The organism is Gemmata obscuriglobus, from assembly GCF_008065095.1.
GTDB classification, from domain to species: domain Bacteria; phylum Planctomycetota; class Planctomycetia; order Gemmatales; family Gemmataceae; genus Gemmata; species Gemmata obscuriglobus.
Window position 1 is genome coordinate 2,344,644 of record NZ_CP042911.1, and the last position, 26,961, is coordinate 2,371,604.

Consider the following 26,961-nt stretch of genomic DNA (forward strand, 5'->3'; position numbering starts at 1 on the left):
GTGGCCACAAAGACGCACAAAGGGCACAAAAAGAAACCAAAGACAGCGATCACGATCGGCGTGAAGCTGCACTGAGTTGATCTTGTTTTCTTATTGGTTTTCCTTTGTGCCCTTTGTGCGTCTTTGTGGCCACTCTTATATTCGGACTCACTTCGGCGCGCCGGCGCGTGCCCGGGTGCGCATCTTGGGTGCCTCGACCGTCCCCAGGTGGTCGGCCAGGGCCTGCTCGGGGACGTCCATGACCTCGCGCAGCTTCGGCAGCAGCGGCCCGGGGGCCGGGTCGGCGCGCAGGGCCTGGAGGTAGTCGTGCAGCACCTTTTTGGGGCCGGGGCCGGACCGCAGCATCAGGTGGACCCACGCCCACGCCTCCCGGTACTCGGGCTTCTGCATCTCGGCCACGTCCTTCAGCTTTTCCAGCCGCGCGAGGTCCGGCTGGAACGGCCCGCGCCGCAGTGTATCCAGGTGCTGGGCGTTCACGCCATCCTGATTCGGCGGCAGCTCGAAGTACCCGGCCAGCCCCTCGTCGAGCCACAGCGGCACGTCCTTCAGCACGCCCCGCAGGAGTGCGTGCGTCAGCTCGTGCCGCAGGTCCGTGCTGAGGTGGTCGCCGAGCCAGGTGAAGATCTTGAGTTCGTCGGTGCCGCCGGCCCGGGGCTCGGCGATGAAGTAGGCGCGGCGGGGCGGCAGGTTCCGGTACTTGGCCCGCATGTACCGCTCGTACCGCTCCTGCGTGTCGAACAGGAACACCTGCACGATGCCGTTGCTCGGCGGCAGCTTCAGTTCGCCGAACACCTGGTCGGGCAGCGCGTCGAGTTCCGCGAACAGCGGGTCGGTCTTGTCGATCTCGAAGTCGTGGTACAGGACGTAGTAGCCGGCGCGGGTGTGCTTCTTACCCGGCGGCGCGGTGGGGGCGGGTGTGGGCGCCGGCGGGACCGGAGCGACCTCGGCGTTTCGCGTGCTGTTGGCGCTCGGGTCGGTGCGCATCGTTTCGCACCCCGCGAGCGCCCCAATCAGGGCCACGAGGGTCGCGAAAGCAGAGAGGCGCAGCGGCGAACTCGGCATACACATCGCCCTGCGTGGCGTGAGACCGGAGCGCCGGGTGGCGCGACCTGACAGTATTCGGCCGCCGGGCCGGCGGCACTTCACATTTCGCGGGTAATATCGATTATCCGATCGGGCGCCCGTTCCGCGCGTTCTTGGCCACTTTCGCCCGCGTCGCGCGGCAGATCGCGCTCCACCACGTTTTCCAGCCCCGCCCACTGGCTCCGGCGCCGAGGTAGGCGCGCAGGAACCGCAGGCACTCGGTGCGCGTGACGTGTCGCACGGCCAGGAAGCTCGCGTTCAGCCGCGCAAGTTCCTTGGCGCACCGGGCGAAGGGCACCGCGCCCGTACCGGCCCGCACGCCGACGAGGTCGATCAGAACGGGCGTCGCGGTCGCCGGGTCGCGGGCGGCCCCGGCGAGCATGATGTTGGGCGCTTTGAGGTCGCGGTGGGAGACCCCGCGGTCGTGCATCGCGCGAACCACGCGGGCCAGTCTCTCCATCCATGCGCGGAGGACGGGTGCCTCGCGACACGCTTTCACCGCTTCCGGTAGTCCGACGGCATCGTGAACCTTCTCCGTGAGCAGATAGCCCTCGGCGGGGAGAAACCCGGCGCGGTACCGGTGAAACACCGCGAGCGGGCGCGGGGTCGGCAGCCAGCGCTCGCACAGCCCGTGGCCGAACAGCCACGACCGCCGCACGCTCGACGCGCGGAACAGGTTCTTGAGGGCGCCGGAGGCGCTTGGCGTGTTGACCCGTTTCAGAATGACGGTGCGTGTCCCTTCGGCTGTCGGAAGTTCGATCTCTGCGACGGTCGAACCGACGCAGTCTTTGAGGAGCCGGGTGCCGGGCTGAGAGAACGCGGCGTCGGGCGCGGCGAGCAGCGTGCGGAGGAACGCGTCGGGCAGGTCGCGCACCGCGAGGCCGCGGACGCGGCCCGCTCGCACCTTGCGGACGGTCCGGTGTGTGCCCTTGTACCGGGCCGTGCGGGCGACCCAGAACCGCCGGTTCGAGGCGAGGGTGGCCCGCTCCAAATGCTTCGGCCCTTCTGGGCACACCAGCCCCGCGCGGGCCGTGCGGTAACTGAGCCAGAACCGCAGCCGGTCCGCGCGGCTGGCGCGGAGCTGGAACCACCGGTTGAACAGGACGAGGTTCTCGCGGCTCGCGGCCCAGGGGAGGGGAGGGCCGAACCGGATCGCGTGGACATCGAGGAGGGCGAAGTGGAAGCCGTTCCGCACCGTTCTTCTCTCGGCGCGAGGACGGTCCTCTCCCTCCCACGCGACGAGCAGGTTCCCGGGGTGGGGGTCCGGGTGGGCGACGCCGTTCTCGTGGAGCTTCGCGATGAACGTCCCGAGGTCGCGCGCGAGTACCTGCCGCTGGGACGCGGTGAGCGGGCGCGCTTCGAGGAAGTCGGGGAGCGGTACCGCGGGGTCCAGATCGCGCGTGATGAGGTAGCTCTGCCCGGGCCACCGGGAGTCGGACGTGCCCCAGGCGAGGGGGGCCGCGGCCCCGATGCCCAGCGCGCGAAGCCGTGCGGCGTTCTCGAACTCCAGTTGCGCTTTCGGGAGCCGGAGCACCTCGCGGGCCCACGCCCGCGGGCCGTTGATCCGGCAGTGCTTCACGTAGATCGTGCCCGACGCCAGAGCGACGCGGTAGACCGTCCGGTGCGGACCGTGCTTCACGACCGCCGCCGAGCCGCCCGCGAGCCATTCGTCGAGCGCGGGGCCGGCCGCCCCGAACAGCGCCGCGCCCTCGGGGGACAGGCGCCAGACCCGGCCGTTCGCGCGCACGCTTGAGCCCGCCGCCGGGGCGACGAGCGAACCGCACTTGCGCAGAACGTCCGCGAGCATGGTTTCCCCTAACCGGCCTTTCGCGCCGACCCGAGCCGTTCGAGCGCCTCGATCCACAGCCACACCCCGGCCGCGACGCTGTACCGCGCCCGCACCTCGCGGCGGGCCGTTTCACCCAACCGCTTTCGCAGCGTGGCCGCGCCGGCCAGCGCGCGCACGGCCCCGATCCACTCGTCGGTGGTGCTCGCGCAGAAGCCCGTTTCGTTGTCCCGCACGAAGTCGCCCTGCACGCCGACCGGGTTCGCCACCACCGGCAGCCCGGCGGCCTGGTACTGGAGCACCTTCAGCGCGCACTTGCCGCGGCTCCACGGGTCGTCCGGAACCCACCCAATGCCGATGTCCGCGGCGGCGATCTCTTCCGCCTCGCGCGGCTCCGACCACACGCACCGCTCGACCGGCAGCGGCGGGAACTCCGTGAACCGGTCGCAGATGAGCTTGAGCCGCACACCGGGAACGGCCCGACCGATCGCGCTGAGCGTGGGCGCGAACCGCTCCAGGCCCTTCAGCGTGCTCGACGACCCGACCCACACGAGTTTGATGGCACCGGTCGCGCTGTGCTCTGCGACCGGGTACCGGTCCAGGTCCACGCACGTCGGGATCACGGTGACGCGATCGGCCGGGACGTACTTCTGGGCTTCCTCGGCGAGAAACCGGTTACCGGCGATGACGAGGTCACAGGCTTCGACGGTGGCGCGGAACCGGGTGGCCCGCTTGGGGTCGTCGAAGCCCTTCGCGGAGTACGAGTCGCGGAGGTAGACGGCGTCGTCGAAGTCGAACAGGAGCCGCCGGACGCGGTGGCGCAGGAGTGTGACGGCCCAGCGCGGGAGCAGCTTGCGCTGGAGAACGGCGGCGTCGTATGAGGTGAGATCGCGGCCCAGCGCGAGGCGCCCGGCCAGCGATTGCGGCAGCTCGCGGAACTCGAGGGAGTGGCCGGCATCGGCGAGCGCGCGGCGGAACGCGGTGAGCCGGTACCGGCAGCACACGTGTGACTCGGACTCCACCAGCGCAACCAGCCGCACCGCGACCCTCCTTGGTCTGCGTACGTCGAACGTCGTCGGGTTGAAAGTCGTAAACGGTCCGTTGTTATTGACTTTACAACTTTCGAACCGACGACGTTATGACTTTCTGCCCCGCCGCGACGCGAGCGCCCGATCGATGTCGCGTTTCGCGTCGGCGGTCTTCATCGACTGCCGCTTATCGTGGGTCTGCTTGCCCTTCGCCACCGCGATCTCCACCTTCGCCTTGCCGTCCCGGAAGTACATCTGAAGGGGCACGAGCGTCAGCCCCTTGTCGTCCGCTTTGGCCGCGAACTTCGTGATCTCCCGGCGGTGGAGCAGCAACTTCCGCGTGCGCTTCGGCTTGTGGTTCAGACGGTTCCCGTACAGGTACTCCGGGATCTCTGCCCCGATGAGCCACAGCTCGTCTCCGTCGATGCGGGCGTAGGCGTCCTCAAGGTTTGCGTGCCCGTCGCGGAGGCTCTTCACCTCGGTGCCGACGAGCACGATACCGCATTCGAGCCGGTCCGAGATTTCGTACTCGTGGAGCGCGCGCCGGTTCCGGCAAATGTTGACCGTGCCGTCCGCCGCCTCCTTCTTGTCTTTCTTGCCCGACTTCGCCATGATGTCCGTCTCAATGCGGTATCGCCCGGGGTATTCTACCGTTGCGCACCCACAGTTCGTAGGCCGATTTCCGTGACCCGGTTCGTCGTCCTCACCCACGATTGGCCCGAGCCGCACTTCGACCTGCTCGTTGAAGAGGCCGGCCGGCTCCGGGCGTGGCGGTTGTTGTGCGAACCGCAGGCCGGGTGCGATGTTCCGGCCGCGCCGAACTTCCCGCACCGGCTCGTGTACCTCGAATACGAGGGGCCGCTTTCAGGCGGTCGCGGGAGCGTATCGCGATGGGATGTTGGGACTTGCGTCTGGGAGGCGGACGAGCCACACCGCGTCCAGCTCTCGATTTTGGGAACCCGGTTGAGCGGCCGGGCCGTGATCGCTCGGCGCGGGGACACGTGGTTCTTTCGGCTCACGGGAGCTGGGCAACCGGGTTGACCCCTGCCGGCACCGCCGGTGCCGTCTCGAGGAACGAACGCCCCGCGATCGCCAGTTTGCCGTCCTTGACTTCGAGCGTGAGAATCTGAGACGTGGGCCGCGGTTGCTTCGCGAAGAACTTGAACACCCCCACCGGGTTGCTCTTGTTGCGGTACCACGTGACGCTCATGCTGGATTCACGGGCCACGTCGCCGATGCGGTCGAGGATGGACTGCGAGCCGAACGGTATCGCGCCGGCTTTCAGGTCGCACACCTCGACGGCCGCAACGTTCACCTGATCCGCCACCAGCCAGATTTTCGCTTCCAGCCAGATGACCCCGCTCCAGAACCCTTCGCGGTAACGCAAGCCGATTTTGAGGCGGTCACCGTCAATAGCGATGCGCGGGGAGTGGAAGCCCTTCGGGAGCAACTCGCACAACCCGTCCTTCGCCCCCATGTTCTCGGCGAAGAAACAGTTCAGTTCCTCCGCGGTGAACGTGTCGCCCCAGGTCTCTTTGGCCCGGATGTCGTTCTGAAGGTCGAGGACGCGGGTGAGGAGCTTCGCGGCCTTTTCGTGCGAGTCGTAATCGATCGGCCGGCTGGCGGCGGCGGTGTAGAAGGCCGGGTCTCGCTTTGCGGCGAATAGGAGGGCGCTGGTCGCCAGGGCCGCGAACGCGGCCAGCATTGCCAGCGCCAGGAACATCGGCCGACGACGCCTCATTACTGATCCCTCCGGGCAGCGGGATACACGGGACGCGGAAACTGGTCAACTCCGACCGTCGGGCGCGGTTGCGCCGCGCCCGCCCGGTTGTGCGGGGGCGTAAAGGAAAATGGGAACTTGGCAAACGCCGATGTCCTGCGTTACGTTGGGGATGTGACAGTCAAGTCGTGCTTGAGTATGAAGGGGCCGAACATGACGCGCTTCCGGTACTGCCGCGAGCTTGGTGCGGGGGTGGTGGCTCTCGGGATGCTCGCCCCGCCTTCGGCCGCCCAACCGACTCCACCACCGGGGCCGCTCGAATCCAAACTCGCCGAGCAGAAAGCGAAAGCGAACGAGCAGAACGCTGAGCGCAACCTTGCCGAAGCGTTCAAGTTCGCGGACGCCCAGTTGCGGCTCGGACTGCGCTCAAAGGCCACGGAGACCTTGAAGAAGGCCAAACAAGACATCCCGTCCGTCGGAATCACAGAGGCGACTCGAACCTATCTCACGAGCCGCGTCGATGCCAAACTCGATGAGCTCGAAGGCCGGCGTCCGGTGGTAACGAATCCCTCCACGGGCGTTAAACTCGACCCGAAGAGCCCCGAAGTTATTGCGGCCCAGAAGGCGGCCGCGGAAAAGGCCGCGCTCGAGTACAAGGACGTGGTTGAGGGGCTGAAGTCGATTCAGCGGGCCAACGATTCCAAAGAGACGGCCGTTGCCAGCGCCGAGATCGCGCGGCTCACGAAACTGTACCCGACCAACCCGTCCGTGCAGGCGCTGGGGTACACCGGGAGCATCGCCACCCGGCTCGAAGAGGCCATCGCGATTCAGGTGCAGATGCGTGCCCGGTGGGTCAAGAGCCAGCAGGATCTGACCCGGTCTGCGACGCCGGCGATCATGGATGTGGAGTTTCCGCCCGACTGGGTGGAGAAGTCCAATCGCCGGCTGAAGCCGGTCGAAATGACCGCCAAAGAGAAGAAGATAATTGAGGCACTGGAGAAGCCGGTCAGCGTGAACTTCCGTGACCGCCCCTTCGAGGAAGCGCTGCAAGACCTGTCGAACATGCTCGACCAACCGCTGCTGCTCGACAAGCAGTCCCTGCAAGACCTGGAAACGGACCTGAAGAAGGGGGCAACCCTCGAAGCCAAGGGGCTCGCGGGCCGCACCGTGCTGCGGTCGATACTCGCGGCTCAGGGGCTCACGTTCGTGGTGAAGGACGAGACGATTCAGATCGTCACCGTCGAACGCGCTCGCAACCTGCTGACCACGCGCGTGTACTACATCGGCGACCTGACCCTGGGTAAGGGGCCGTTCAGCGGTCCGCAGTGGGGGCCGGCGTTGAACGCGGAACAAGCGGCCCTGAACGCGCAGAACATCACCTCCATGGTTACGGGGTCGATCGATCCGTTGTCGTGGCGCGCCAACGGCAGCGGTCCGGGGACAGTAACGTACCACGCTCCGAGTGCCGCGATCATCGTGCGGGCGTCGGCGGAAGTTCACTTCGCTCTCCAGAAGAGCTACGGCCCCGGACGGTAAGGCACGTTCCGTGCTGAAGAGTTAGCAACGTCAGCGGCGGTCCGATGGGTGGGACACACCCGTCGGACCGCCGCTGACGTTAAACAGTTATCAGTTAACCAGACGCGCATCCCCGTGAGCGGACCGCTTTCACTCGGTGGTCTGAACCGACTGTAAGAACATCACCCGTAGCACACCTCAGCAGGCGGTCGTGGTTGTGCTGTGCGTTTTGACGAGCCGCGATCGCCAGGGAGCGGGATACGTACCCCACTCCCTGGCGGTCGCGGCTCGTTTCCGAACGTTACAAACATCCTTCGTGGCACCCTCAACGCAGCTTCGATTCGTTGATCCGATTCACCGCCGCGGATGCTGCGTCTGATAGTACCGTTCCGGGTGCGTCGGCCGCCCACCGTTTGAGCAGTTCGACCGCCGCAGGGGTTCCGGCCAGTTCCATCGCCACCACCGCCCGGCGGCGGCGCCAGCTTTCGGGCGAGGTCGCTCCCTCGGTCCAACTCCGGATCAGAACGTCCAACCGGGTCCGGACCTCGGGCGATTCCGCGCCCGGGCGGGCGGTTCGGGCGAGGGCCAGCGCGGGCGGGCCGAATCGGGTCAGTTCCGCCTCGGCGGCCTCTCGGGTTTTGAAGTCTTCATCAGCCAACTGCCCGACCAGTTTCTTGAACCGCTCGGGGTCGGGCTTTCGGGGCGAGGGGAGCTTCTCGCCGAACACCGCCGGCGCCTTCGGGTCCGCCGCCGCGAGCCACACTGCCCGGAACGCATCCGCTGGTTCGCCGAGCAGGTCGTCCCATAACTGCGCCGTCGTTCGGGGCGCCCCCGGAGCGGGCGCCGGGCGCACGTCCCAGACGTAGCCGGTCAGGTCCATAGAAGACGACAGAACGGTGCGCCCGTCCGGCGCAAAATCGACCGAGTACGCCCGGCTGGTGTGCCCCTCGAACCGGCGGAGCAGGGTGCCGGTGGCCACGTCCCAGATCGCCACGGTCCGGTCGCCCGCGGTCGCCAGCCAGATGCCCCCGGGACCGAACGACGCACCCCAGGCGACGTGCCCCTGCGTGTGCGCCTGCCACTGCTTCTGAACCTCGCCGGTGGCCGGGTTACACAGGTAGACAAGACCCTGGTGGCCAACCGTCGCCAGAACGCGACCGTCCGGCGAAACGGCGATGTCGTTCACGGTGTCCTGAGCCGGCGCCGATGCCCGCGATTTGCCGGTCGCCGCGTCCATCAGGTGGAGCTTGCCGTCCCGAGATCCCACGGCGAGCGTTCGGCCGTCGCTGTGGAACGCCACGGCTCCGTACTTCGCCTCGGCCCAGAGACGCTTGCCGGTTGCCGAGTCGAACGCGACGGTCCCGAACGGCTCGCACGAGCTGACGACCACGCGGCTGTTCGGCGCAAACTTCAGGCCCGAGAACCAAACCGGTTGCTCCTTTGGAGACGGGGCGATTTCGATTTCTCGTGCGAGGAGACCGCTCTCAATCTCCCAGATTCGGATCTTGGCGTCCTTGTGGGCCGTGGCGACGCTCTTTCCGTCCGGTGCGAACGCCAACCGGCTGGCCGGCGGCCCCGCTGATTGAAGGGTTCGGACCAACTGCCCGGTCGCTGCGTCGAGCAACTCGACACGCCCGCTGCCGTCGGCTGCGACGATCCACTTTCCGTCGCGAGAGCGATCCAGTCGCAGGTGCCCCGAATACCTGCCCGGATCACGAAGCGGTTTGCCCGTAGCCAGATCGCAACGACAGACCCGGTGATCCCAGCTCGTTGAGACCAGTGTTCGTCCCTCGTCGATGAAGGCAAGGCCGGTGACCCAGTCCGCGTGCTCTCGGATCGGCGTGAGCGATTTCCCGGTGCCGATGTCGAACCGGTGGATAACGCCCCGTTGCGTCCCCACCAGCAGCGTCTTGCGGTCGGGGGTGATCGCCAGGACTGTGATCGCGGGAAGCTCTTTATCCTTGCTGGTCACGACGACGTTGTTGAGTACTTGACCGGTTGCCACGTCCCACACCCGTATGCGACCTTCTGAACCGTCCGCTGCGGCCAGCGTTGTGCCCATCGGGTCGAGCCCGATCGCCTCGGGCGGGGCCGTGTGCTCGAACTGTCGTGCTTGTTTACCGTCCGAGTCGTAGGCCGTGATCGTGTTATTCGAGACTTCGTACAAGCGCAGCCCGTTCGGCGACGGCGACGCCGCCTCCGCGGCGAATCCCAACGATCGAATTTCTTTTCCCGTGGGCGGATCGATCAGAACCGTGCTTTTTTGACGCACCGCGACCAGATGCGCGGAGCCGGTCGGAAACCACAGCCGGGTGTAGCCGTAGTCGAAGGGCTGGTTCGGGCCGCGGGGCGCGGGCGGTGGCTTGAAGGTGACGAGTCGTTTGCCGCTGTTCGGGTCTAACCCGACGATCGACCCGGTCGCCGCAATCGCTACTGCGCCAGGGGCGTGGAGGGCATAAAGAGTCTTGCCGTCAGGGGCAAATGCGAGCAACGAGCCGTTCGCCTGAAACCCGTTTGGCCCCTCCGAATTGCCGATCCAGAGGGTTCGGCGGCCGGTGGCGAGGTCGAGAAGCGTTAGGCCGGATTCGGACGTGGTGGCAATGGTCTTTCCGTCGGGTGACAGGGCGGCGTTGTTGGTGCCCGCGCCGTCCCGATAGCGTAGCGTGCCGATTCGTAGTATCGCGCCGGCCGGCAGTGCGTCTCCCTGTGCGTCCGCGCTGGCCGTCGGGTTGGCACCTGGTTCGCGGTCTTTCGGTGCCGGGATGCCCGGCGTGGGCGGGTCCGCCGACACGCTGGCCCCAAGGGCCAGTGCGGCCGCCACAACGGCCGCGATCGCACACGCGACGGCGCCGACCTTCGCGACCGGCCCGCTCGCGATCGGTCCCCGCGCAAGTGAGGCGACGGCCGCAGGCGGGGGACCGAACGTCGCCGCCAGGATCGCCGCGCACATCTGTGGGGGGACCGCGCCGGCCGGGTGTGTGGCTGCGACGGCCAGAAGCACGCCGCTCAGAGCCACCCCGCGCCGGGTCAAGGCGGTGCGAAGTCGTGCGCGGCCGCGTTCGAGCCGGATCTTGACGGTAGCGTTCGGGACACCAAGCCGGGCCGCGATCTCGTCGCGGGTCAACTCCTCCAGGTGGTACAGCACGAGCGGCTCACGATACAGCGGCGGGAGCCGTTCCAGCTCTTCGTCCAGCGCCAGCAGGAATTCCCGGGCGCTGAGTTGGTCGAGCGCCGGGACCGCCTCCGGGACGGCAACGCGGCGCTCCCGGCGGGTCCGCCGCTCGGCCGCCCTCCGGGCGTCCCTCGCGACTCGGCGGGCGGTGACGAAGAGCCAGTCCGCGACCGACTCGTGCCACCGCTCGGCCGCCCGCCGGGCCAGAACCAGGAACGTCGCCTGGCATGCGTCCTCGGCGTCCTGCGCGGTCGGCAGCGCGCGCCGGCAAACCCGGAATACCATGCCCGCGTGCCGGCGGACCAACGCGGCGAAGGCGTCCTGGGTCCCTTCGGTCGCGAACCGGTGGAGGAGTTGCCGGTCCGTGTCGACTGCCCGCGGTATGAGAATGAGCCGGTTCGCAATGCGTGGCATTGCTGCGCCTCCCGTTTTCGGATCTTGCGTCCGTGACACCCTTGTACCCGAGTTATGGCCGCCGCGGAACGAGTGGCCTCACCGGGCCGGAGAAATGGCAAAACGGTAACGCGAAGCGGAGCCGTAAGATGAAGATCGGAGAGCTGTTAGATTTGGCCGGGGCGCGTGGACGGATGCAGTCGCGTGACGTTCTAGCAGCCGCGGAAGGGAGGTGCTGGGGTACGACCGGGCAAAAGAGGTGAAATCGGAACACGCTCAGGTTACACCCGCCTGCTGACGCAGGCGGTTCGACCGGGGCTTGTCGAACCGCCTGCGTCAGCAGGCGGGTGGCGCACAACCAATGACCTCGCAACGACTGGATTCGAGACGACGGGGTTCTCAATACTGGTTGCGCAACGCGCCCGCTCGCCCGACCGGCACGGAACTCATGCCCGGCTGAACGCCGGCTTTTTCTCTTCCGACTGTTCTTTTTCCTTCACAGCGGTTTCGCTGGTCTCTTCTGTCTTCGGCGCCGGTACTTCCGGCTTTCGGAGCCGTTCCACGAACGCGGCCATGCGGTTCAGCCCCTCGCGCAACCGGCCGTCGTCCGTCGCGAAGCTCACGCGAACGTGACCGACTCCGCTCGGCCCGAACGCGACCCCGGGGCCGACCTGCACGCGCTCCTCGCGCAGCAGGCGCTCGGCGAAGGCGCGGCCGTCGAGGTTCAACCCGGTCACCGGGACCCACGTAAAGTAGCCGCCGCTCGGCGCTTCCGGTTCGAGCCCCATCGCCCGGAGCCGGTCGAGCGTGTACTGCCGCTTGGACCGAAACCGCTGCGCGGCTTCCGGTGCCATCGGTTCTGTAAGGAGCTTTGCGGCGGCCTGCTGGCACACGGGCGGTACGTAAGGCGCGCTGAGGTTCGCGGTGAGCTGGCAGGCGCGGACGAGGTGCCGCGGCCCCGCGAGCCAGCCCACCCGCATCCCGGCCTGTCCGAACTCTTGCGACACCGACCCGGCGGTGATCGTGACCCGGTCCGCACCCGGCATGGCGGCGAACGTGCGGGTCCGCTCGCCCCGGAACGCCGCGAACGACTCGTCCAGGTACACGAGTATGCCGTACCCGCCGGCGATCCAGGCGATGTGTTCGAGGTCTTCGTTCGCGAGGCTGGCGCCGGTCGGGTTGTTCGGGTCGCTGAGGACCAGCATCTTGGCGCCGCGCATCGCCCGCTCGAAGTCGCGTGCGATGTACCGGAGCCGGCCGTCCTCGACCCACGTCGGCACCCGGCTCACGTTCGCGTGTCGCGACCGCACGCCCAGGTTGAACAGCGACGAACACGGGTCGAACAGCACCACCCGGTCGCCGGGGTTCACGAACGCATCAAGCGCCGCCGCCAGTGCGCCGGTTGCGCCGTGGGTGGCGAGAATATCGGTTGCCGGGTTCACGGTCCGCCCGGCCTGTTTGTAGCGGTCCGCGATGGCCTTACTCAACTCGGGCAGCGTGACGGGAACGCGCCCGGGGGCACAGAGGGCGTCAGTGCGGCCTACGCTGACCGCGCCGCGGGCTGCGGGCGCGTCGGGGGTGGGCTGGTTCAGGTCGAGGACGTCGAAGTTCGGCGCGGCGGGCACGAACGCCGGGTCGAGTAGTTCCTCCACCGGCGCGGCGAGGACACGGTCGGAGTAGTATTTGAGGTACGCGGTGCCGCCGTCGGTGAGGCGCCGGGCGCGCGGGGTGAACCGGGCGAGCCGGGTGCGGACGAGTAGCTTCGTGAGCCAGAAGGGAATCGCCACGCTGTTGCCTCCGTGCAGGGCGCGTTTTGCGAATTGTCGCAGAACGAACTGCGCTGTGTAAAGCCCGACTGAGCGGCGCAACGCTCTGTCATTCGGATGTCCGGTCGTTCCTGACGTGCGGCGGGGAAGTGGGGCGGCGACTGGCCATTCGCTACCAATCGACTGGTCGGGAGCTGGCGGTTCGCTGGGGTGCTGCTACCACGCGAATCGCGTCCCAAACGCCCGATTTTGAGGCCGAATCACGGGAATTGCGTGCGGTGACATCAGAAGGGTAGGGGCGCTTTCGAGTCCGTTGCGACCGGCGGCAGTTTGAAAACGGTGTTAAGAACTCGCCGCTGTCGCGTGCCCCGCTACCATCGGCTCAGTCGCTCACCCGCTACCACGAGGCCGTCCATGTTCACTGCCACCATTGCGACCCTGTGCATGATGACTCACGCGCCCGACGCAACGCCGAAAGTCGAAATCGTCGCCCACCGCGGCGCGTCCTACGACGCGCCCGAAAACACCGTGGCCGCCCTCCGCTTGGCGTGGGACCAGAAGGCGGACGGGTCCGAGTTCGACATCTACCTGACGAAGGACGGAAAGCTCGCCGTCATCCACGACAAGGACACCAAGCGCACCGCCGGGGTGAGCAAGTCGGTCGCGGACAGCACCTTCGACGAGTTGCACGCCCTCGACGTGGGCTCGTGGAAGGGGGCCAAGTTCAAGGGCGAGCCGCTGCCTTCGCTCGGCGACATGCTGGCCGTTGTGCCGGACGGCAAGCGGGTGTTCGTCGAGGTGAAGTGCGGCCCCGAGGCGGTGCCCGAGTTGGTTCGCGCGCTGACGGCGTCGAAGCTGCGGCCCGAGCAGACCCCGGTGATCGCGTTCGACGCCGCGGTCGTCGCGGCACTGAAGAAGGCCCGGCCCGAGGTTCCGGCGTACTGGCTCGTCAGCCTGGCGCCGAGGAAGGGGGCGAAAGCGCCGACCGCCGCCGAGGTGGTCGCCAAGGCGAAGGAGATCAAGGCGGACGGGGTGGACCTGTCCGCCTCTGCGGCTCTGGACGAGGCGTTCGCGAAGGCGGTGCGTGAAGCCGGGCTGAAGCTGTACGTGTGGACGGTGAATGATGTCGAAGTGGCGAAGCGGATGGTGCGGCTCGGGGTCGATGGGATCACCACCGACCGGCCGGGCTGGCTCCGCGAGCAACTCGCGAAGTGAGCCCGGCCCGCGGTCAAGCAGCGGCGCGACCGTTCACCGGCTCAGTGTGGCGGTCACCGGGAAGTGGTCCGACGGGGTGCGGCCGTCCTTCTCGGTGCGGTCGATCCCGGCACCGGTAACGGTCCAGTCCCGAGAAACGCCGATCCAGTCGATCCGGTCGCCCTTGACCGGACCGGCCTTGAAGTTAGTGAACGTACCTTCGTTCGGCTCGCGCTTCGGGTGCGCGGCGCGGAAGCTGTCCATTACCGGCGACTCATTCTTGTCGCGCGCGGCGAACAGCGTCCGGTACGGCTCGCTGTCTTCGCCCGAGTTGAAGTCGCCGGTCACGACCACCGAGCAACCGGCCCCGAGTGCTCCGATCCGGTCGCGGATCAGCTTGGCCCCTTCGATCCGTGCCTTCTTTCCGATGTGGTCGAAGTGCGTGTTCACGAACAGAACGGGTTTCGCGTTCGGCTTCGCAAGGTCCTTCAGTTTCACCCACGTTGCCATGCGTGGGAGCGAACTGTCCCAGCTCTTGCTGCCCGCCACGTTTGGGGTTTCGCTGAGCCAGAAGTGCCCGCCGTCGGTTTTCTCGAACCGCGCTTTGCGCCAGTACAGAGCCGTCGTCTCGCCCTTCTCCTTGCCGTCTTCCCGGCCGACCCCGAGGCCCTCGTACCCGGTCAGCTTTTGGCTCAGGAAGTCGCGCTGGAAGATGAGGGTTTCCTGGGTGCCGAGCAGGTCCGGGCCGAACGCCTTGACCGTGTCCGCGAGGAACTCCTTCCGCTTGTCCCAGTGGTTCTCGCCGTCCTTGGCGGTTCCGTAGCGGATGTTGAAGCTCATGACCCGCACATCGCCTTTCGGGGGCTGTGCGTTGACGGCCGGGGCCAGACCGATGGCAGCGAGCAAGAGGTAAAGAAAGCGGTGCATCACTGGTTCCTGGCGGTGAGCGGTTCCCGTCCCTCGTAGCGTATGGGAAGCGGCCGGGGCGCCTCGTGTTCGGCGTGTGCGTGGAGGAGTGAATGGACGCGGACGAACGAGCGCTCCTCGACGCGATCATCGCCGAACCGGACGAAGACACGCCGCGCCTCGTGTACGCCGACTGGCTAGACGAGCACGGCAGGCACGAGCGGGCGGAACTGATTCGCGCACAAATCGGGCTGATTCGCTCGAAAGACGAGGACACTACCGCGCAACGAAACGCTTGGCAGGCCCGCGTCCGTGTTTTGCTTTGCGCTCACTCGGAAGGGTGGCGGAAAGAACTGCCGAAGATACCGCGAGTCAGGTGGGGACCCTTTGAACGCGGGATGGTCGAATCGGTTACTCTGAAGCTCCGCTACTGGACCCCGGCCGTGCCTTCCGATCTGGTCAACCTGTTCGCACACGTCCCATTGCGTGCGTTGCGTGCCCACTTTGCCCGGTGGGACGGCAATTCCCCAGAGGACTGTGTTGGACTGCTTAGTTGGCCCGGGCTAGAGCGGTTCGACGAGTTGCACCTAATCGCCCGGTTCCACGCTCGGCCGGGCGAAGACGTAATCAGCCCGTTCCTTGCACCGTTGTGGACTCACTCCTGGGCGGACCGGCCCCGGGTGATCGATCTGCGCGAGTGCGATTTGCGCGATGCCGCCGTTCAGCCGCTGATGGCCGGTCCGCTCCATCGCCTCCCCACGCTTGTGTTCGCCCAGAGGTCGTTCAGCGAGTCGACGCGCGCGGTGCTGACCGCACGGCTCGGACACGGAGTGCGGTTTGTGTGACCGCTGGTGGTGGCGCGCAACCTTTCCTCCTGCAAGCGTTCAACAACAGTCCCGCTGCCTAAAATGACACGCATGACCGACACCGTACTTATCGTTGACGACGAGGAATCCGTCCGCCGGACGTTCCGCGAGTGGCTCACCGGCGCTATGCCGGACGCCCGCGTGTTCGCCGTGGCGGACTCGGAGTCGGCGCTCCAGATCGCCAACGAGCAGCCGGTCGATCTCGCCATCCTCGACTGGAACCTCGGGTCGGGCAGCGACGGGCTGCGGCTTCTCGAAGACCTCGTGGAGTTCCGGCCGGATGTGGTCGCGATTCTCGTAACGGGCTTCGCCCACCAGGCGACGCCGCTCGACGCGCTCCGCATGGGCGTGCGCGACTACATCGACAAGAACCAGGACCTGAACCGCGACACGTTCGTCGCCGCCATCCGGCGGCAACTGGACCGCATCCGGCCCGCGAAGCAGCAGCGCGAAATCAACCAGCGCCTGGCGGCGTTCCGCGAGGCGGTCGAGAAGGTGCTGCCGATCGTGCAGACCTCCGCGGCGTTCAACGACCCGGTGCCGCTGCCCGCGGCGGTGAAGTCGCTGCTTAGGTTCGTGATCCGCGGCACCCGTGCCGCCGACGGCGCGCTGATCGTCCGGCACACCGCCCTCGACGGGACCGAATCGACCGTCGCCTACGGTGCGGAGGGGCAACCGCTGCCCACGCCGACGGTGCCGTTCGCGCGGTCGCTCGCGGCCAGCGTCATCAGCTTTCAAGAGCCGGTCGCGATTAACGATTTCGACCCCCGCGCGCTCGGGCCGCTGGAACTCCTGCCGTTCGAGGCGAACCGCGCCTGCATCCTCGCGGCGCCGCTCCGGGTGGCCCCGGACACGGTCGTCGTGGTAGAACTGTTCGACAAAGCCGCGCCCGGCTTCACCGACGAAGACCGGCGGCTTGTAACGTCGGCGGCCGAGGTCGGTACGGACCTGTTGCGGCAGGCGGTCGCGGAGCGGCAAACGCACAAGCTGCTGTTCGATGCCGTCGACGCCGCGCTGCAGGCGACGGCACAACTCGGCGAGGCGTCGGCGGGACCGGAACCCGGACCGCCGCCGTCGGTTCTGGCGCGACTGAAGGAAGGGCTGAGTGCCGACTCGAACGCGATCGCCGACCCCGACACCACGTTGCGCCTGGTCGAAGCGGTTCGTGCCCTGGCCGTGAAGCACGGCCCGAGTGCGGTGAACCACTGCGTGAAGGTGGTCAACGACCTGCACAAGCTGCTCGACGAACTCACCGGCCTGTGACGCCACCCGTTCGCAGGCGCGGACGGCGCAGAGGCCCCGTGATGCGCGCCCGCGTGCGGCAGCGCCCGTTGCTTCCCCCCCGCACCCGCAGCGGTATTTTTCTGGGACTCAGATGACCGAGACGGCCTCGACGGTGTTCGACGAGATCTTCGCCCGGCTCACGCCGGACAGCATCCTCCGTGACCCCCGCGCGACCGGCGAAGGGATCGCGGTCGCGGTGATCGACTCCGGCGTCGAGCGGTCCGTGCTGGAAACGAAGTTCGCCGGCGCCGGCACGTCCATCAACACGATCGAGGGCGCGGTGTTCCGGCCCAGCGGCCCGCCGCTGCCGTACACCGGCCACCAGTCGTCGCCCCACGGCACCACCGTCGCGGACATCGTGCTCACGATCGCCCCGCGGGTGAAGCTCTACTCCGCCGATGTGTTCGGCCCGACCGGGTCGTGCGAGGTGGAAACGGTGATCGCGGCCCTGCGCCACGCGATCGACGTGTGGAAGGTGAAGGTGGTGAATCTGTCGCTCGGGGTGCCGGAGCACAAGCTCCAGCAGTTGCCCCGGCGGCACCAGTTGCAGCGGGCGATCGAGGAGGCGTACTTCCGCGACGTGCTGGTGTTCGCGGCGGCGCACAACGAGCACCCGCTGACGCGGAGCTACCCCGCTGCGTTCGCCCCGCCGCTCATCTCGGTCGATAAGGGGCTGTTCGACGACCCGCTGCGGTTCGCGTACAAGCTGAGCGAACAGGTAGAGTTCCAGGCGCACAGCCGGGGCTACCTGGGACCGTTCGCACGCGAACCGGCCACGAGCTGGGCGACGCCGCACCTGGCCGGGATCGCGGCCCGCGTGCTGTCGCTGAAGCCGGACCTGAAGCCGTTCGAGATCAAGACGATCCTGTACTGGCTGTTCCGCAGCGGCAGTGCTACGCCTCTGGCCTAACTTCCTATTCGGGGTACTCTTTTGAACCCGCGCGAACTCGGCGAGCTGATCGGCAAGTTGATTCCTCTCCTCATCTCCCTTGTCGTCGTGTTCGTGGTCGTCCGCCGGGCGCTGAACGCGGAGACGCGGTCGCGCCGGCTCCAACTCCTGGGCCTCGGGTGTGGGCTGGCCCTCTTCCCGCTGGTCTGCGCGACGACACTGGCTCGCGGTCCGGCCGCGCGGTTCATTTTCTTCGGAGTTGGGGCGATTACAACCGCCGCCGGTCTCGCGGCCGTTGCCCTTGTCATTACGGCCCGGTCGGCCCGAAAGAGCGACGGCGGGCGCAGCGGTGCGAGCGGCTTCGTCGCAACTGCGCTGGGCTTCGTAGGGATTGTGTTCGGGTTCGGGATGATCGCACTCCCGTTAGTTGTGATGCCGTATGAAGACGACGCGTCTGTGTGGGCACACCGGGTAGAACCGCCCGGTTTCGAGGTGTCGCTTCCCTCGGCTCGATGGAAGAAGTTTGATCGCCCCGGCGACATCGCCATGTTCGCGAGCCGGAACCCTCAGATGGTATCCGGTGTCAAGGAAGTCCGTCCGGCTCCCGGTGCTTCTGACTTTGAGAATGCCGTGAGCGACATGAAACGACTTGTGACCCGCGCGCCCGGGTTCAAGATCATTGAAGAGAGGCGAGAGCCGACTGCGAACGGGTCCGAACACTGGCGACTCATCGGCGAGGAGGCCGGTTCGGACGGCCGCATTCTGGTCGCAATTTCCGTGACGTGGTGGAAAAAATCGCACGCCGTCATCATGCTGTTCGAGGGTCAGCACCGGATGGCGTCGCAGGTCGGGCAAGAGCAGGAGTCGGAAGCCTTCTTGGCCGCCGCCCGCTTCATCCTCAGCTCAGTAAAGTGAGTACCCGGAGCCCGCCATGAACCCAACCCGACGCGACGCCCTCGCTGCGGCGCTAGCCGTGGCTGCAAACTCTGGCGGCTCGTACCTTCAGCCCGCTTGTGGCGAGGAGCGTAAGCTCACACTCGCGACGTTCGAGACCGATGTCACCATCCCCCTCGGGCACCCGTGCATGGGTGGCGGGATCGCGCCTGCGAAGGAAGTTCTCGACCCGCTGCTCGCCCACGGGTTCGTGCTGAGCGGTGCCGGGAAGCCGGTCGTGTTCGTCACCCTCGACTGGTGTGAGGTCCGGAACGGCGCCTACGAAATGTTCCGCGAAGCGATCGCGAAGGCCGTCGGCACGGAACCGGTGCGCGTGATGCTGTGCGCGGTTCACCAGCACGACGCGCCCGTCGCGGATCTCGAAGCACAACAACTGTTGGAGCGGTATAAGGCGAAAGGCGCGATTTGCGACCTGGCCTTTCTTGAGAAGGCCGTCGGGCGCGTTGCCGGTGCGGCGAAAGCGTGCCTCAAAGAGGCGAAGCCGGTCACACATCTTGGGACCGGAGAGGCGAAGGTCGAGAAGGTCGCGTCCAACCGGCGCTACATCGATGCGGACGGCAAGGTTCGCTACGACCGCATGTCCGCGACGCGCGACCCGAAGATTCGCGACGCCGACGAGGGCACCGTGGACCCACTACTGAAGACGATCAGCTTTTGGAACGGCGACACGCCGCTCTGCGCGCTGTCCGCTTACGCCACACATCCCATGAGCTACTACGGGCGGGGCGGCGTCACCGCGGACTTCGTCGGGATCGCACGCCGGAAGCGGCAGAGCGAAACGAAGGGCGCGTTTCAGATGTACGCGAGCGGGTGCAGCGGGAACGTCACCGCCGGCAAGTACAACGACGGCTCCACCGACAACCGCGGGGCACTCGCCGCTCGCATTCACGCCGCAATGGCCGCCGCGTGGCGGGCCACCAAAAAGGTTCCGGTGAAGGGGGCGAACTTCCGATCGGTACCGCTCGTGCTGGAGCCGCGCTCGTCCGAGGGCTTCTCCGAGGAGGCACTGCTGAAGAAACTGAAGGACGACACCAAGCCGTTCGGTCAGTGCCTCGCGGCTCTGGGCCTGAGCTGGAATAGGCGGTGCGATTCCGGGAAGCCGATCGACCTTCCCGTTCTGGATTTCGGCGGCGCTGCGGTCACGCTGCTCCCGGCGGAAAGCTACGTCGAGTACCAACTTGCCGCGCAGGAGGCGCGCCCGAACGGGTTCGTGTTGGTCGCAGGGTACGGCGAGTGCGGCCCGGGGTACATTCCGATCGAGCGGGCGTGGAAGGAGAACGACGGGAACCTGGCCGACTGGTGCTGGGTGAACCCCGGCAGCGAGAAACGCATGCGCGAGGCCATCAGCAAAGCCCTGGAGCTGTGAAGGCTCTCACCGCACAGGCGCAAAGACCGATACGAAGGCGTGCTGACGAGGGGACATCGGTCGTCATCGGGCACGAGGCCCGGTGTCTTCAACTTCGGCTCCCGCGTGTTCGTTGTGCTCCTTCGTGTTGACGTTTGCACCTGTGCGATGGCGCCTTTTGCTATGCGACAACCACGTGCGGCTTGCGGTCCTCGGGCACGTCGGCGCGGCGGATCAGCGTGTACACCATCCACGGCACGTTACCGATGCCGAACAGCACGAAATGCAGGTTCGCCGTCACCGGGTTTTCGAGCGACCATCCGAAGTGGATCTCCGGCACCCCGCCGGTCTTTGACAACTCGAGTGCCGCCGCCGCCAGCGCGTGCGGGACCGAACAGCACCGGGTAATGTGGATCACCACCCGTCCGCTCTCGCGTGCGATGCGCACCAGCGGGCGCTGCTGGAAATTGCTCGGGTCCCCGAGTTCCGCGAGGATGAACAGCACCGGCAACGCGCCAGGGATGCGGTGCCGGGTGCGGATCTCGATCTCCTTATCGCGCAGGTCGTGTCGCCCGGGGCGCAGCGGGACGAGGATGGCCAGGTCCGCGGCCGCCAGATGCCGCCACTCTCGTTCACTCGATTCGTCGGCGAAGTCGAAGGACTCGAACCGGAACTCGGTGCTCCGCCACGCCCGACTGAGTACGGACACCGCCAGCACCACCAGCACGAACGCGCCGGCGATCACGGCGCCGACGGGCCGGTTCCACGCCACCGCCGCCGCGCACACGGTGAACGTCACGAACGCGAGCAGAAACAGCGGCGGGATGCGGAACGCCTTCCCCCAGTTACGCTCGGCACGCCGGCGCCACACGTCCACCGTCGCTGCGAGTGCAGCGAACGCGAACAGCGCGAGCACCGCGGTCAGGTACGCGGCCCGGTGCGCGTCCACGTCCGCTCCGTAGTAGGCCGTCACCGCGAACTTCGCGGCTAAAAACAGGTACGCCAGCACGCCGAGCTTCACGGACCAGTTGAACTCCATCCCGAGTCGGTTCAGGTACGGCGGTATCCACGACGACAGCGTGAGCGCGAAGCTGAGGCCCGCGAGGGCCAAGATCGATACCGTGGCGAGGTCGTAGGCGGTGCCGAACGTCAGCCCGAAGTTCGGGTTCAGTGCGGTCGCCGGGCGGCCGTCGGCGAGCGTGCCGCCGTGGGCGAGGTACGCGAGCGCGCGGTACTTCGCCGCGCCACTCGCCTCCTGGGCGCCCGGCGGGATCAGAACGGTGGTCACGACCGTCGACGTGAGCAAGTACGCCGACATGGAACCCGCCGCGAGCGTCAGAAGAACGCGGGTGTTGCGGATCACGGCCCGCGGTCGGTTCGGGTCGTCGGTCGGCTCCCCGCGCACGAGCGGCATTGCCATGAGCGTCAGTTCGAATCCGCTCAGCCCCAAACACAGCGCCGGGACCAGGGGCACGCACAAGCCCAGCAGCGCGCCCCACGACCCCGCCGGGCGCGCGACGACGTCGGGCTTCCAGTTCCCGGCCCACACGTCGTGCCACCATTCTTCCAGCAGTTGGGGGCGTTCGATCAGGTACGCGACCCCGCTGCCGACCACAACCAGCGTCAGCGCGAGGTACACCAGAACCGTGAGAGCGGCGAGCCGAACGAAGTTCCGGGTGTAACCCTTGAAGAAGATCAGCCCCGCGACCGTGCTGACCACCAGTAGCACCAGCGACACGGCGGTGGCACGGTTCCACACCCCCTCGGTGCGCCGCTTGGTCGCCTCCGGGAGCCGGTCGCGCAGTTGGTCGCCCTGTCGGGTGGCGTCGTCGAGGGCCTGCTGCCATTGAGGGTGCGGGTTGTGCGTCAGGTGCTCGGCGGCCGACGCGGTTGAGAAGGTGCGCGTGAACATGAGGTCCACGGCGCCGAATGCGAGGAGCACCAAGAGGAGCAACTTCCCGAACCACCCGGGGACGGCCCATTCAAGTAACGCCGTGGACCCGCCGCCGAGCGGCGAGCGGCCCGCGATGTAGCAGTAAACCGGTAAGGCGAAGAAGAGTGTGACGAGGGCGATCAGCACGGTGACGAGCGGTGCGAGCCGACCGGCGGCTCCGAACGCGACCGACGGTTGGTACGCCAGGGTGCTGAGATAGTCCAGCCCGATGACGCATAGGACCCAGGGCCACGCCGCCCTGAACGGGGGCGGCGTCGCGGGGTTGCTGAGTTGTGGGGGAGTTCCGTGTTTCGGCTCCCCCGGCCTCGATGGAGGTTCGACGGACGTGTCGGACGGGGATTCGGGCGCGGGCATCTGCGGGCACTCCAAGACGGCCGGACTCGGCCGACTCGGGACATTTTATGTTCCGGCGGCAGAACCTACCTGCCTGTCGCGCCTCCTTACACCAAGATCGCGTGGCTCGAAACTCGCCAGCGTGTGGAAGGGAGCGGTTGCAAATGCCGATGCGCTCACAGGCGCTGCCGGTCGGTAGGGTGGGAGCCAAGCGGCAACTCATTTCCGGGTGTGCCGGCGGCTCTCATGACGGCCCACCGGCCGTGCGTTATCCGGCCGGTGGAACGCGAACTCAACCTTGTGGGCGCAGACGGCGGTTCGGGTCCACTTCGATCGGACCGTAGGCCTGTTCGTGACGGGCCACGACCATGCGCATGACGTCGGCCAACTTCTTGGCGGTTACGAAGTTGATCACGGCACGGTGGGTCAGGTTCACCGGCTCGGGGCCGGTCGGCGTGACCACCTGGGAGAACATGCCCAGGTCGAGCAGCACTTCGTCCGCGTTACCGGTCACGCGGAAAAAGTTCACGTACATGACCTCGAGGTCGGCATCGCGGATCGCGACTTGGGTCGGCTGCGCGGCCGCCGGGGGGACGACTTCGGTGAACGGAACATCGGACATCGGAACGCTCCACAAGGAGTGAATGGGACTGTCTGGTGGCCGAGCGGTCGGCGCGGACAGCGGGGTGGCCAGTTACGGCCCGAGCCACAGCTAACGTACCGATTATGAGGACGTGAAAGAAGGTCGGGGGGTGAAGACATAATGGAATCGGCAACGCCGCTGCGTCGAGTCGCGCCAGCCCATATTTGTGTTTTGGCGGTGCCAGAAGTTGCGGAGCCTTGGGCCTCGTTAAAGCGGCCGCGCGGGCGAACCGTCAGCAGATATTGATTCAATCTGCACGCGGCAGCCGGGCGCAGCTTATAATTGTAACTAGGTTTCCCGCGGCACCGGCGTGCCGGTACGTGCCAACACGCCGGCGAGCACCACGAGAAAGCAGCTATGGCTTCGCCGATCCTGACGGGGCAGTCGCAAACCGCAACCGGCCGGGCGTGGGCCTCTGTCCGGCGCTGGTGGCGCGGGCGCGACTGGCGGGTGTTTCGCTCCGCTGCGCCGGCCGCGATTGCTGCGCTGGGTGTTCTGTTCGTCGTGTTCGTGTGCGCTTCGCAGTCGCCCCGCGAACTTGAGGCCCGGTACCTCGCGCAGGGCAAAGCGGCGTTGCAGGCCAAGGACTACCCGCGTGCGCTAACGTGTTTCGAGAGGGTGTCGCCGACCGCCAACGACCCGGACGCGCATTACCGGCTGGCGCTTGCCGCCGCCGCCACCGGCGACTACGGCCGGGCGAGCGCGCTGATACACGGTCTCGCTCCCGACGGCCGGCCCGGGTACGCGCCCGCGCACTACTGGCGGGCGCGTCAACTGCTCGCCTCGTCGCCCGAACCGAACTTGGATAAGATGCCGCCCGCGCTCCGGGCGCGAGCCGAATCGCATTTGGTGCGCGCTCTGGACGGCGATCTCGGGGGCGACCGCCCGGCGGCTCTCGGGTTGCTCGGCCAGTTGTACCTCGTTGCCGGCCGGTTCGATGAGGCCGAAACTCGCCTTGGGCAGGCGGCGTCTACCATCCCGATGAGCCGATTGCACCTCGCGCAACTGTACCTCAAAAGGTCACCGCCTGACATCGGACGAGCCCGGAAAGAGGCCGAACTGGCCGCGAACCACTTTCGTGACCGCACCAAAGATGATTTGAATAATTATCCGGCGCGGCTCTCGTGGGCCACCGCAACAGCCTTCCTTGAGGACTTCTCGGGCGCCGTTGCGATCCTTGAAGAGGGGTTTGGCGCGACCGGCGCGCCGATTTTCCGTGCGGCACTGGCTAAGACGTACGTTGGATGGTACGACGTGCGCAAGAGGCAAGACGGGGCGGCCGGCGAGCTTATTGCTCTGCTCGCTAAAGGGCTCGCCCATGAGCCTGGGAGCCGAGAACTGCTGGATCGCATGTTGTACCATTTGCAGATCGGCGGCGGCGATGCGGATCAAGCTCGCGGTGTTCTGCGTGATCTGCTCGCGAAGGGGACTGCTGCGTCGGCCCATGTGCACTTCGCGCTGGCCGTAGACGCTCGGATGCGGAAGGATCACGCGACAGAGAAGATGCACCTTGAGCTTGCGCTCGCTGCAGATCCGCAAGCGGCGGTGGTAGCGAACAACTTGGCCTGTGCTCTTATGGAGCCCCCTCACTCCAATCTCCAGCGAGCGTTGGCGACAGTTAACGTTGCGCTCGGGCGTGAGCCTGCCAACCCGGTGTTCCTTGATACTCGAGGGCGCATTTACTTGAAGCTGGAGCGGTGGAAGGATGCGATAAGTGATCTTGATGCTGTGCTGACTCGGGCTCCAGATATCGACGGGGTGCATGCCGCTCTGGCGGCCGCCTACGATGGCATCGGGCAAACTGAGTTGGCCGACAAATACCGGCAGCAGGTTCCCCGCAAACATAATCCGAAACGCTGATGTTCACTCCCCCTGTACGGGATCGATCGCGTACTCTAACCCTGTAAGCTTGGTATTCTTGTCGCAAGTGGTCGGCTGATGAGATGTTGCGGCTTGCGAGGTCTTTTGGTGTTTGCGTTGCTCGCGGCCGTTGCCGAGGTGGCTACGGCAAGTTTGGAGGGCCTTGGGGGCTGCGTTTTGTTCAGGAGTGAATGAGGGTTTTGTTAAAGCTGTTCGAGTTGAATTGGGTTGATTTTTCAGGATGGTTGGTGGAACTGTTTTCACCAAAGTGCCGTCCAACGTGTCGGTTTTTAGCAGAGCGCCACAGATATCATTCGCCATCTGCTTCATGCCGCAGGTAATGCGTTGTCCTATTTCTTTGCTCGAGCATACGCCTATGCTGACCGCGCCGACCGCCGCAACCATACCGACTGGCAAGACCTGCTCACGGGGTTGGGCGGCTGCCGCCGCAGTTGCGGCGGTCGCTGTGGCGGTCGCGCCGTTCCTTGTATGGCACCTGCGCTGGATGTCGGTGCGCGCGCACTACGAGGCGTTCCCGCTCGTTGTGCTCGGCGCCGCCGTCCTCGCTTGGGTGCGGTTCCGCCATCCGCTGACTTGTGCGAGCGAAGGGCCGGCGGCGCCGCGGATGATGTGGGCTGGTCTTCTAGTTGGGTGGGTTGGGGTGGTTGCGGCCGAGGTGCTAAGCTCCTCGTGGCTGGCGTGCGTGTCTGTGATGATACTGGTTCCCCCGCTGGCGTACGGGCTCGGTGGGCGCGAAGTGTTCCGGCGAGTGCTTCCTGCGTGGGGGCTGCTTTGGCTGCTCGTGCCGCCGCCGATGGATTTCGATCGGCTTCTGATTCTCCAACTCCAGGGCCTCACGACCGTGTGGAGCGGCGCGGTTCTGGATGCGCTGGAGGTGTTTCACCTTGCTGCCGGGAACGTGATCGAGATCGACGGTCGGTCTTTGCTCGTCGAGCAGGCGTGCAGCGGCATTAACTCGTTGTTCTCGCTATTGGCTTGCACGCTGTTCCTCGTTTTGCTGACCCGTCGCGGGTGGGGGCGCGGAACGCTTTTGATGTTGGCGGCGGTTGGGTGGGTGCTGGTAGCCAACGTGACCCGTGTGGTGCTGGTTGCCATGCTTGAGACCCGTTGGGGGGTGACCGCTGCGACCGGTTGGCGACACGAGGCGATTGGGGTGAGCCTGTTTACGGTAGCCGTTGGGCTGTTGCTGAGCACCGATCGGCTGCTTGAGTTTCTGACCCGTCCGAGCGCACGTGCCGCCGAATCGCCGCGCCCGGTGCCGGCTGCTGCTACTGTGCAAATGCCGGTGCCCCCAAAACAAGCCGTGCGGGTCGCTGCGGTCGTCGTGCCTTCGTTCCTCGTGATTGCCGGCCTGCACTGGGCGGCACGGGGTAACGAATCGATTGCACCCGTGACCGTGCCGTCGGAACTAGCGTCGAGCCCCGAACTGCTCCCCGCGAAAGTGGGCGAGTGGGAGCGGCGCGACTTCGGCACCGAGACTCGCGAGGCGCACAACTTCTTTGGCGAGCACTCTCAGAACTGGCTCTATTCTCGTCCAGAAATGGCTGTCAAATCCTCTCTGGCGTATCCGTTTCCCGGGTGGCACGATTTGACGTGGTGTTACCGCAGTACCGGCTGGCAGATCGACAGCCAGGAAGTGCGGACCCCGGCTAATGTGCCAGGCGGGTTTGTGCAGGTGCGGCTGTCTAAGCCGGGGTTTCGGCATGGGTTCTTGGTATTTTGTGAGTTTGATCGCTCGGGGCGTCCGTTTCTTGCTCGCCCGGGTGGCGCGCGTGAGCCGCTGTTTCGGCACGAAGCATCGTTCGACCGAATTCAAAGGCGGCTCGAAGGGCGACCGCTGCCTCCCCCTGAGCCCACGGGAGCGGCTTACCAATTTCAAGTGTTTGTGGAAGGGGCAAGCCCTCTCGCGGCTGAAGGTGAAGAGGATGTGCGGCAATTGTTCGTCGCGCTTCAGTCGCACCTGCGAGAGAGATGGGCGGCAGAGGGTGGTGCAAAACAATAATCACAGTTGTTAGTGATGTGATGGTCGCGTGTTTTGCGGCCAACTGCATTAAGTGGGCTCCCTTGGCGCTCAAGCAATATTGTCGAAGTGAATGCATAGGTAATTGCAAGGTTGTTGAGTGCCGGCGAGAACTTGCGGATATGACGCGTTTCTTGTGTTTTTGGGCGATGATCGACAGATGGCTCATGAGGTGTTCGAGGTGAAGGGTTGGCGCTCGCTTCCGGCCGACATGGCTCGTGATGCTCAC

General features: G+C 66.5%; 20 protein-coding genes. 10 read left to right on the forward strand and 10 right to left on the reverse strand.

Annotated features, from left to right (window positions below; translation table 11 throughout):
* Positions 1 to 147: 147 nt before the first annotated feature.
* The 4 genes from GobsT_RS09860 to smpB all read right to left on the reverse strand — a co-directional run bounded on the left by GobsT_RS09860 (position 148) and on the right by smpB (position 4,509).
* Positions 148 to 1,062, reverse strand: a complete 915-nt coding sequence (locus GobsT_RS09860; protein ID WP_010047531.1) for a hypothetical protein — start codon at positions 1,060 to 1,062, stop codon at positions 148 to 150.
* Between the two features lie 103 nt (positions 1,063 to 1,165).
* Positions 1,166 to 2,890 carry a lipopolysaccharide kinase InaA family protein gene (locus GobsT_RS09865; RefSeq protein WP_010047530.1) on the reverse strand — a complete coding sequence of 575 codons (1,725 nt, stop codon included), beginning with the start codon at positions 2,888 to 2,890 and terminating at the stop codon, positions 1,166 to 1,168.
* Positions 2,891 to 2,898: 8 nt separating this feature from the next.
* On the reverse strand, positions 2,899 to 3,909 hold the full coding sequence (locus GobsT_RS09870; protein WP_010047528.1) for a glycosyltransferase family 4 protein: 1,011 nt from the start codon (positions 3,907 to 3,909) through the stop codon (positions 2,899 to 2,901).
* A gap of 96 nt (positions 3,910 to 4,005) precedes the next feature.
* Positions 4,006 to 4,509, reverse strand: a complete 504-nt coding sequence (gene smpB / locus GobsT_RS09875; protein ID WP_029601197.1) for an SsrA-binding protein SmpB — start codon at positions 4,507 to 4,509, stop codon at positions 4,006 to 4,008.
* A 72-nt stretch (positions 4,510 to 4,581) separates the two neighbouring features.
* Here smpB and GobsT_RS09880 point away from each other — a divergent pair, with 72 nt between their 5' ends.
* Positions 4,582 to 4,938: a hypothetical protein gene (locus tag GobsT_RS09880; RefSeq protein WP_071529342.1), complete on the forward strand. Its 357-nt coding sequence runs from the start codon at positions 4,582 to 4,584 to the stop codon at positions 4,936 to 4,938.
* Here GobsT_RS09880 and GobsT_RS09885 read toward each other — a convergent pair.
* Positions 4,913 to 5,638, reverse strand: a complete 726-nt coding sequence (locus GobsT_RS09885; protein ID WP_148087680.1) for a hypothetical protein — start codon at positions 5,636 to 5,638, stop codon at positions 4,913 to 4,915. The genes GobsT_RS09880 and GobsT_RS09885 overlap by 26 nt on opposite strands.
* 192 nt (positions 5,639 to 5,830) lie before the next feature.
* Between GobsT_RS09885 and GobsT_RS09890 the strand changes: the two genes are divergently transcribed.
* A complete protein-coding gene (locus tag GobsT_RS09890; protein ID WP_148087681.1) occupies positions 5,831 to 7,153 on the forward strand; it encodes a hypothetical protein in 1,323 nt (440 codons plus the stop codon).
* A 304-nt stretch (positions 7,154 to 7,457) separates the two neighbouring features.
* Here GobsT_RS09890 and GobsT_RS09895 read toward each other — a convergent pair whose 3' ends face one another.
* Positions 7,458 to 10,718, reverse strand: a complete 3,261-nt coding sequence (locus GobsT_RS09895; protein WP_010047520.1) for a sigma-70 family RNA polymerase sigma factor — start codon at positions 10,716 to 10,718, stop codon at positions 7,458 to 7,460.
* Positions 10,719 to 11,143: 425 nt separating this feature from the next.
* Positions 11,144 to 12,484 carry a pyridoxal phosphate-dependent aminotransferase gene (locus GobsT_RS09900; RefSeq protein WP_010035086.1) on the reverse strand — a complete coding sequence of 447 codons (1,341 nt, stop codon included), beginning with the start codon at positions 12,482 to 12,484 and terminating at the stop codon, positions 11,144 to 11,146.
* A gap of 393 nt (positions 12,485 to 12,877) precedes the next feature.
* Here GobsT_RS09900 and GobsT_RS09905 point away from each other — a divergent pair, with 393 nt between their 5' ends.
* Positions 12,878 to 13,678: a glycerophosphodiester phosphodiesterase gene (locus tag GobsT_RS09905; RefSeq protein ID WP_010035083.1), complete on the forward strand. Its 801-nt coding sequence runs from the start codon at positions 12,878 to 12,880 to the stop codon at positions 13,676 to 13,678.
* A 33-nt stretch (positions 13,679 to 13,711) separates the two neighbouring features.
* Here GobsT_RS09905 and GobsT_RS09910 read toward each other — a convergent pair whose 3' ends face one another.
* Positions 13,712 to 14,584 carry an endonuclease/exonuclease/phosphatase family protein gene (locus GobsT_RS09910; RefSeq protein WP_010035080.1) on the reverse strand — a complete coding sequence of 291 codons (873 nt, stop codon included), beginning with the start codon at positions 14,582 to 14,584 and terminating at the stop codon, positions 13,712 to 13,714.
* Between the two features lie 92 nt (positions 14,585 to 14,676).
* Between GobsT_RS09910 and GobsT_RS09915 the strand changes: the two genes are divergently transcribed.
* The 5 genes from GobsT_RS09915 (at position 14,677) to GobsT_RS09935 (ending at position 19,922) form a co-directional block, all read left to right on the forward strand.
* Positions 14,677 to 15,408, forward strand: a complete 732-nt coding sequence (locus GobsT_RS09915; RefSeq protein ID WP_010035078.1) for a TIGR02996 domain-containing protein — start codon at positions 14,677 to 14,679, stop codon at positions 15,406 to 15,408.
* 72 nt (positions 15,409 to 15,480) lie between these two features.
* A complete protein-coding gene (locus GobsT_RS09920; protein ID WP_010035072.1) occupies positions 15,481 to 16,692 on the forward strand; it encodes a response regulator in 1,212 nt (403 codons plus the stop codon).
* Positions 16,693 to 16,804: 112 nt separating this feature from the next.
* Positions 16,805 to 17,623, forward strand: coding sequence for a S8 family serine peptidase (locus GobsT_RS09925; RefSeq protein ID WP_010035068.1), 819 nt, complete (start codon positions 16,805 to 16,807; stop codon positions 17,621 to 17,623).
* Between the two features lie 21 nt (positions 17,624 to 17,644).
* Complete coding sequence (locus GobsT_RS09930; RefSeq protein ID WP_010035064.1) at positions 17,645 to 18,517, forward strand: hypothetical protein; 873 nt, start codon at positions 17,645 to 17,647, stop codon at positions 18,515 to 18,517.
* Between the two features lie 16 nt (positions 18,518 to 18,533).
* Positions 18,534 to 19,922, forward strand: a complete 1,389-nt coding sequence (locus GobsT_RS09935; protein WP_010035061.1) for a hypothetical protein — start codon at positions 18,534 to 18,536, stop codon at positions 19,920 to 19,922.
* Between the two features lie 160 nt (positions 19,923 to 20,082).
* Here the strand turns inward: GobsT_RS09935 and GobsT_RS09940 are convergent, their stop codons facing one another.
* Both GobsT_RS09940 and GobsT_RS09945 read right to left on the reverse strand, forming a co-directional pair.
* Positions 20,083 to 22,209 carry a hypothetical protein gene (locus GobsT_RS09940; RefSeq protein ID WP_010035058.1) on the reverse strand — a complete coding sequence of 709 codons (2,127 nt, stop codon included), beginning with the start codon at positions 22,207 to 22,209 and terminating at the stop codon, positions 20,083 to 20,085.
* A 271-nt stretch (positions 22,210 to 22,480) separates the two neighbouring features.
* The gene (locus GobsT_RS09945) at positions 22,481 to 22,810 is read right to left on the reverse strand and encodes a DUF3467 domain-containing protein (protein WP_010035055.1); all 330 of its coding nucleotides are present in this window, start codon (positions 22,808 to 22,810) and stop codon (positions 22,481 to 22,483) included.
* A 378-nt stretch (positions 22,811 to 23,188) separates the two neighbouring features.
* Here GobsT_RS09945 and GobsT_RS09950 point away from each other — a divergent pair, with 378 nt between their 5' ends.
* Positions 23,189 to 24,691: a tetratricopeptide repeat protein gene (locus GobsT_RS09950; protein ID WP_010035053.1), complete on the forward strand. Its 1,503-nt coding sequence runs from the start codon at positions 23,189 to 23,191 to the stop codon at positions 24,689 to 24,691.
* Between the two features lie 376 nt (positions 24,692 to 25,067).
* Positions 25,068 to 26,714 (forward strand): exosortase U, encoded by a 1,647-nt coding sequence (xrtU, locus tag GobsT_RS09955; protein WP_010035051.1) that lies wholly within the window; start codon positions 25,068 to 25,070, stop codon positions 26,712 to 26,714.
* Positions 26,715 to 26,961: the final 247 nt, after the last annotated feature.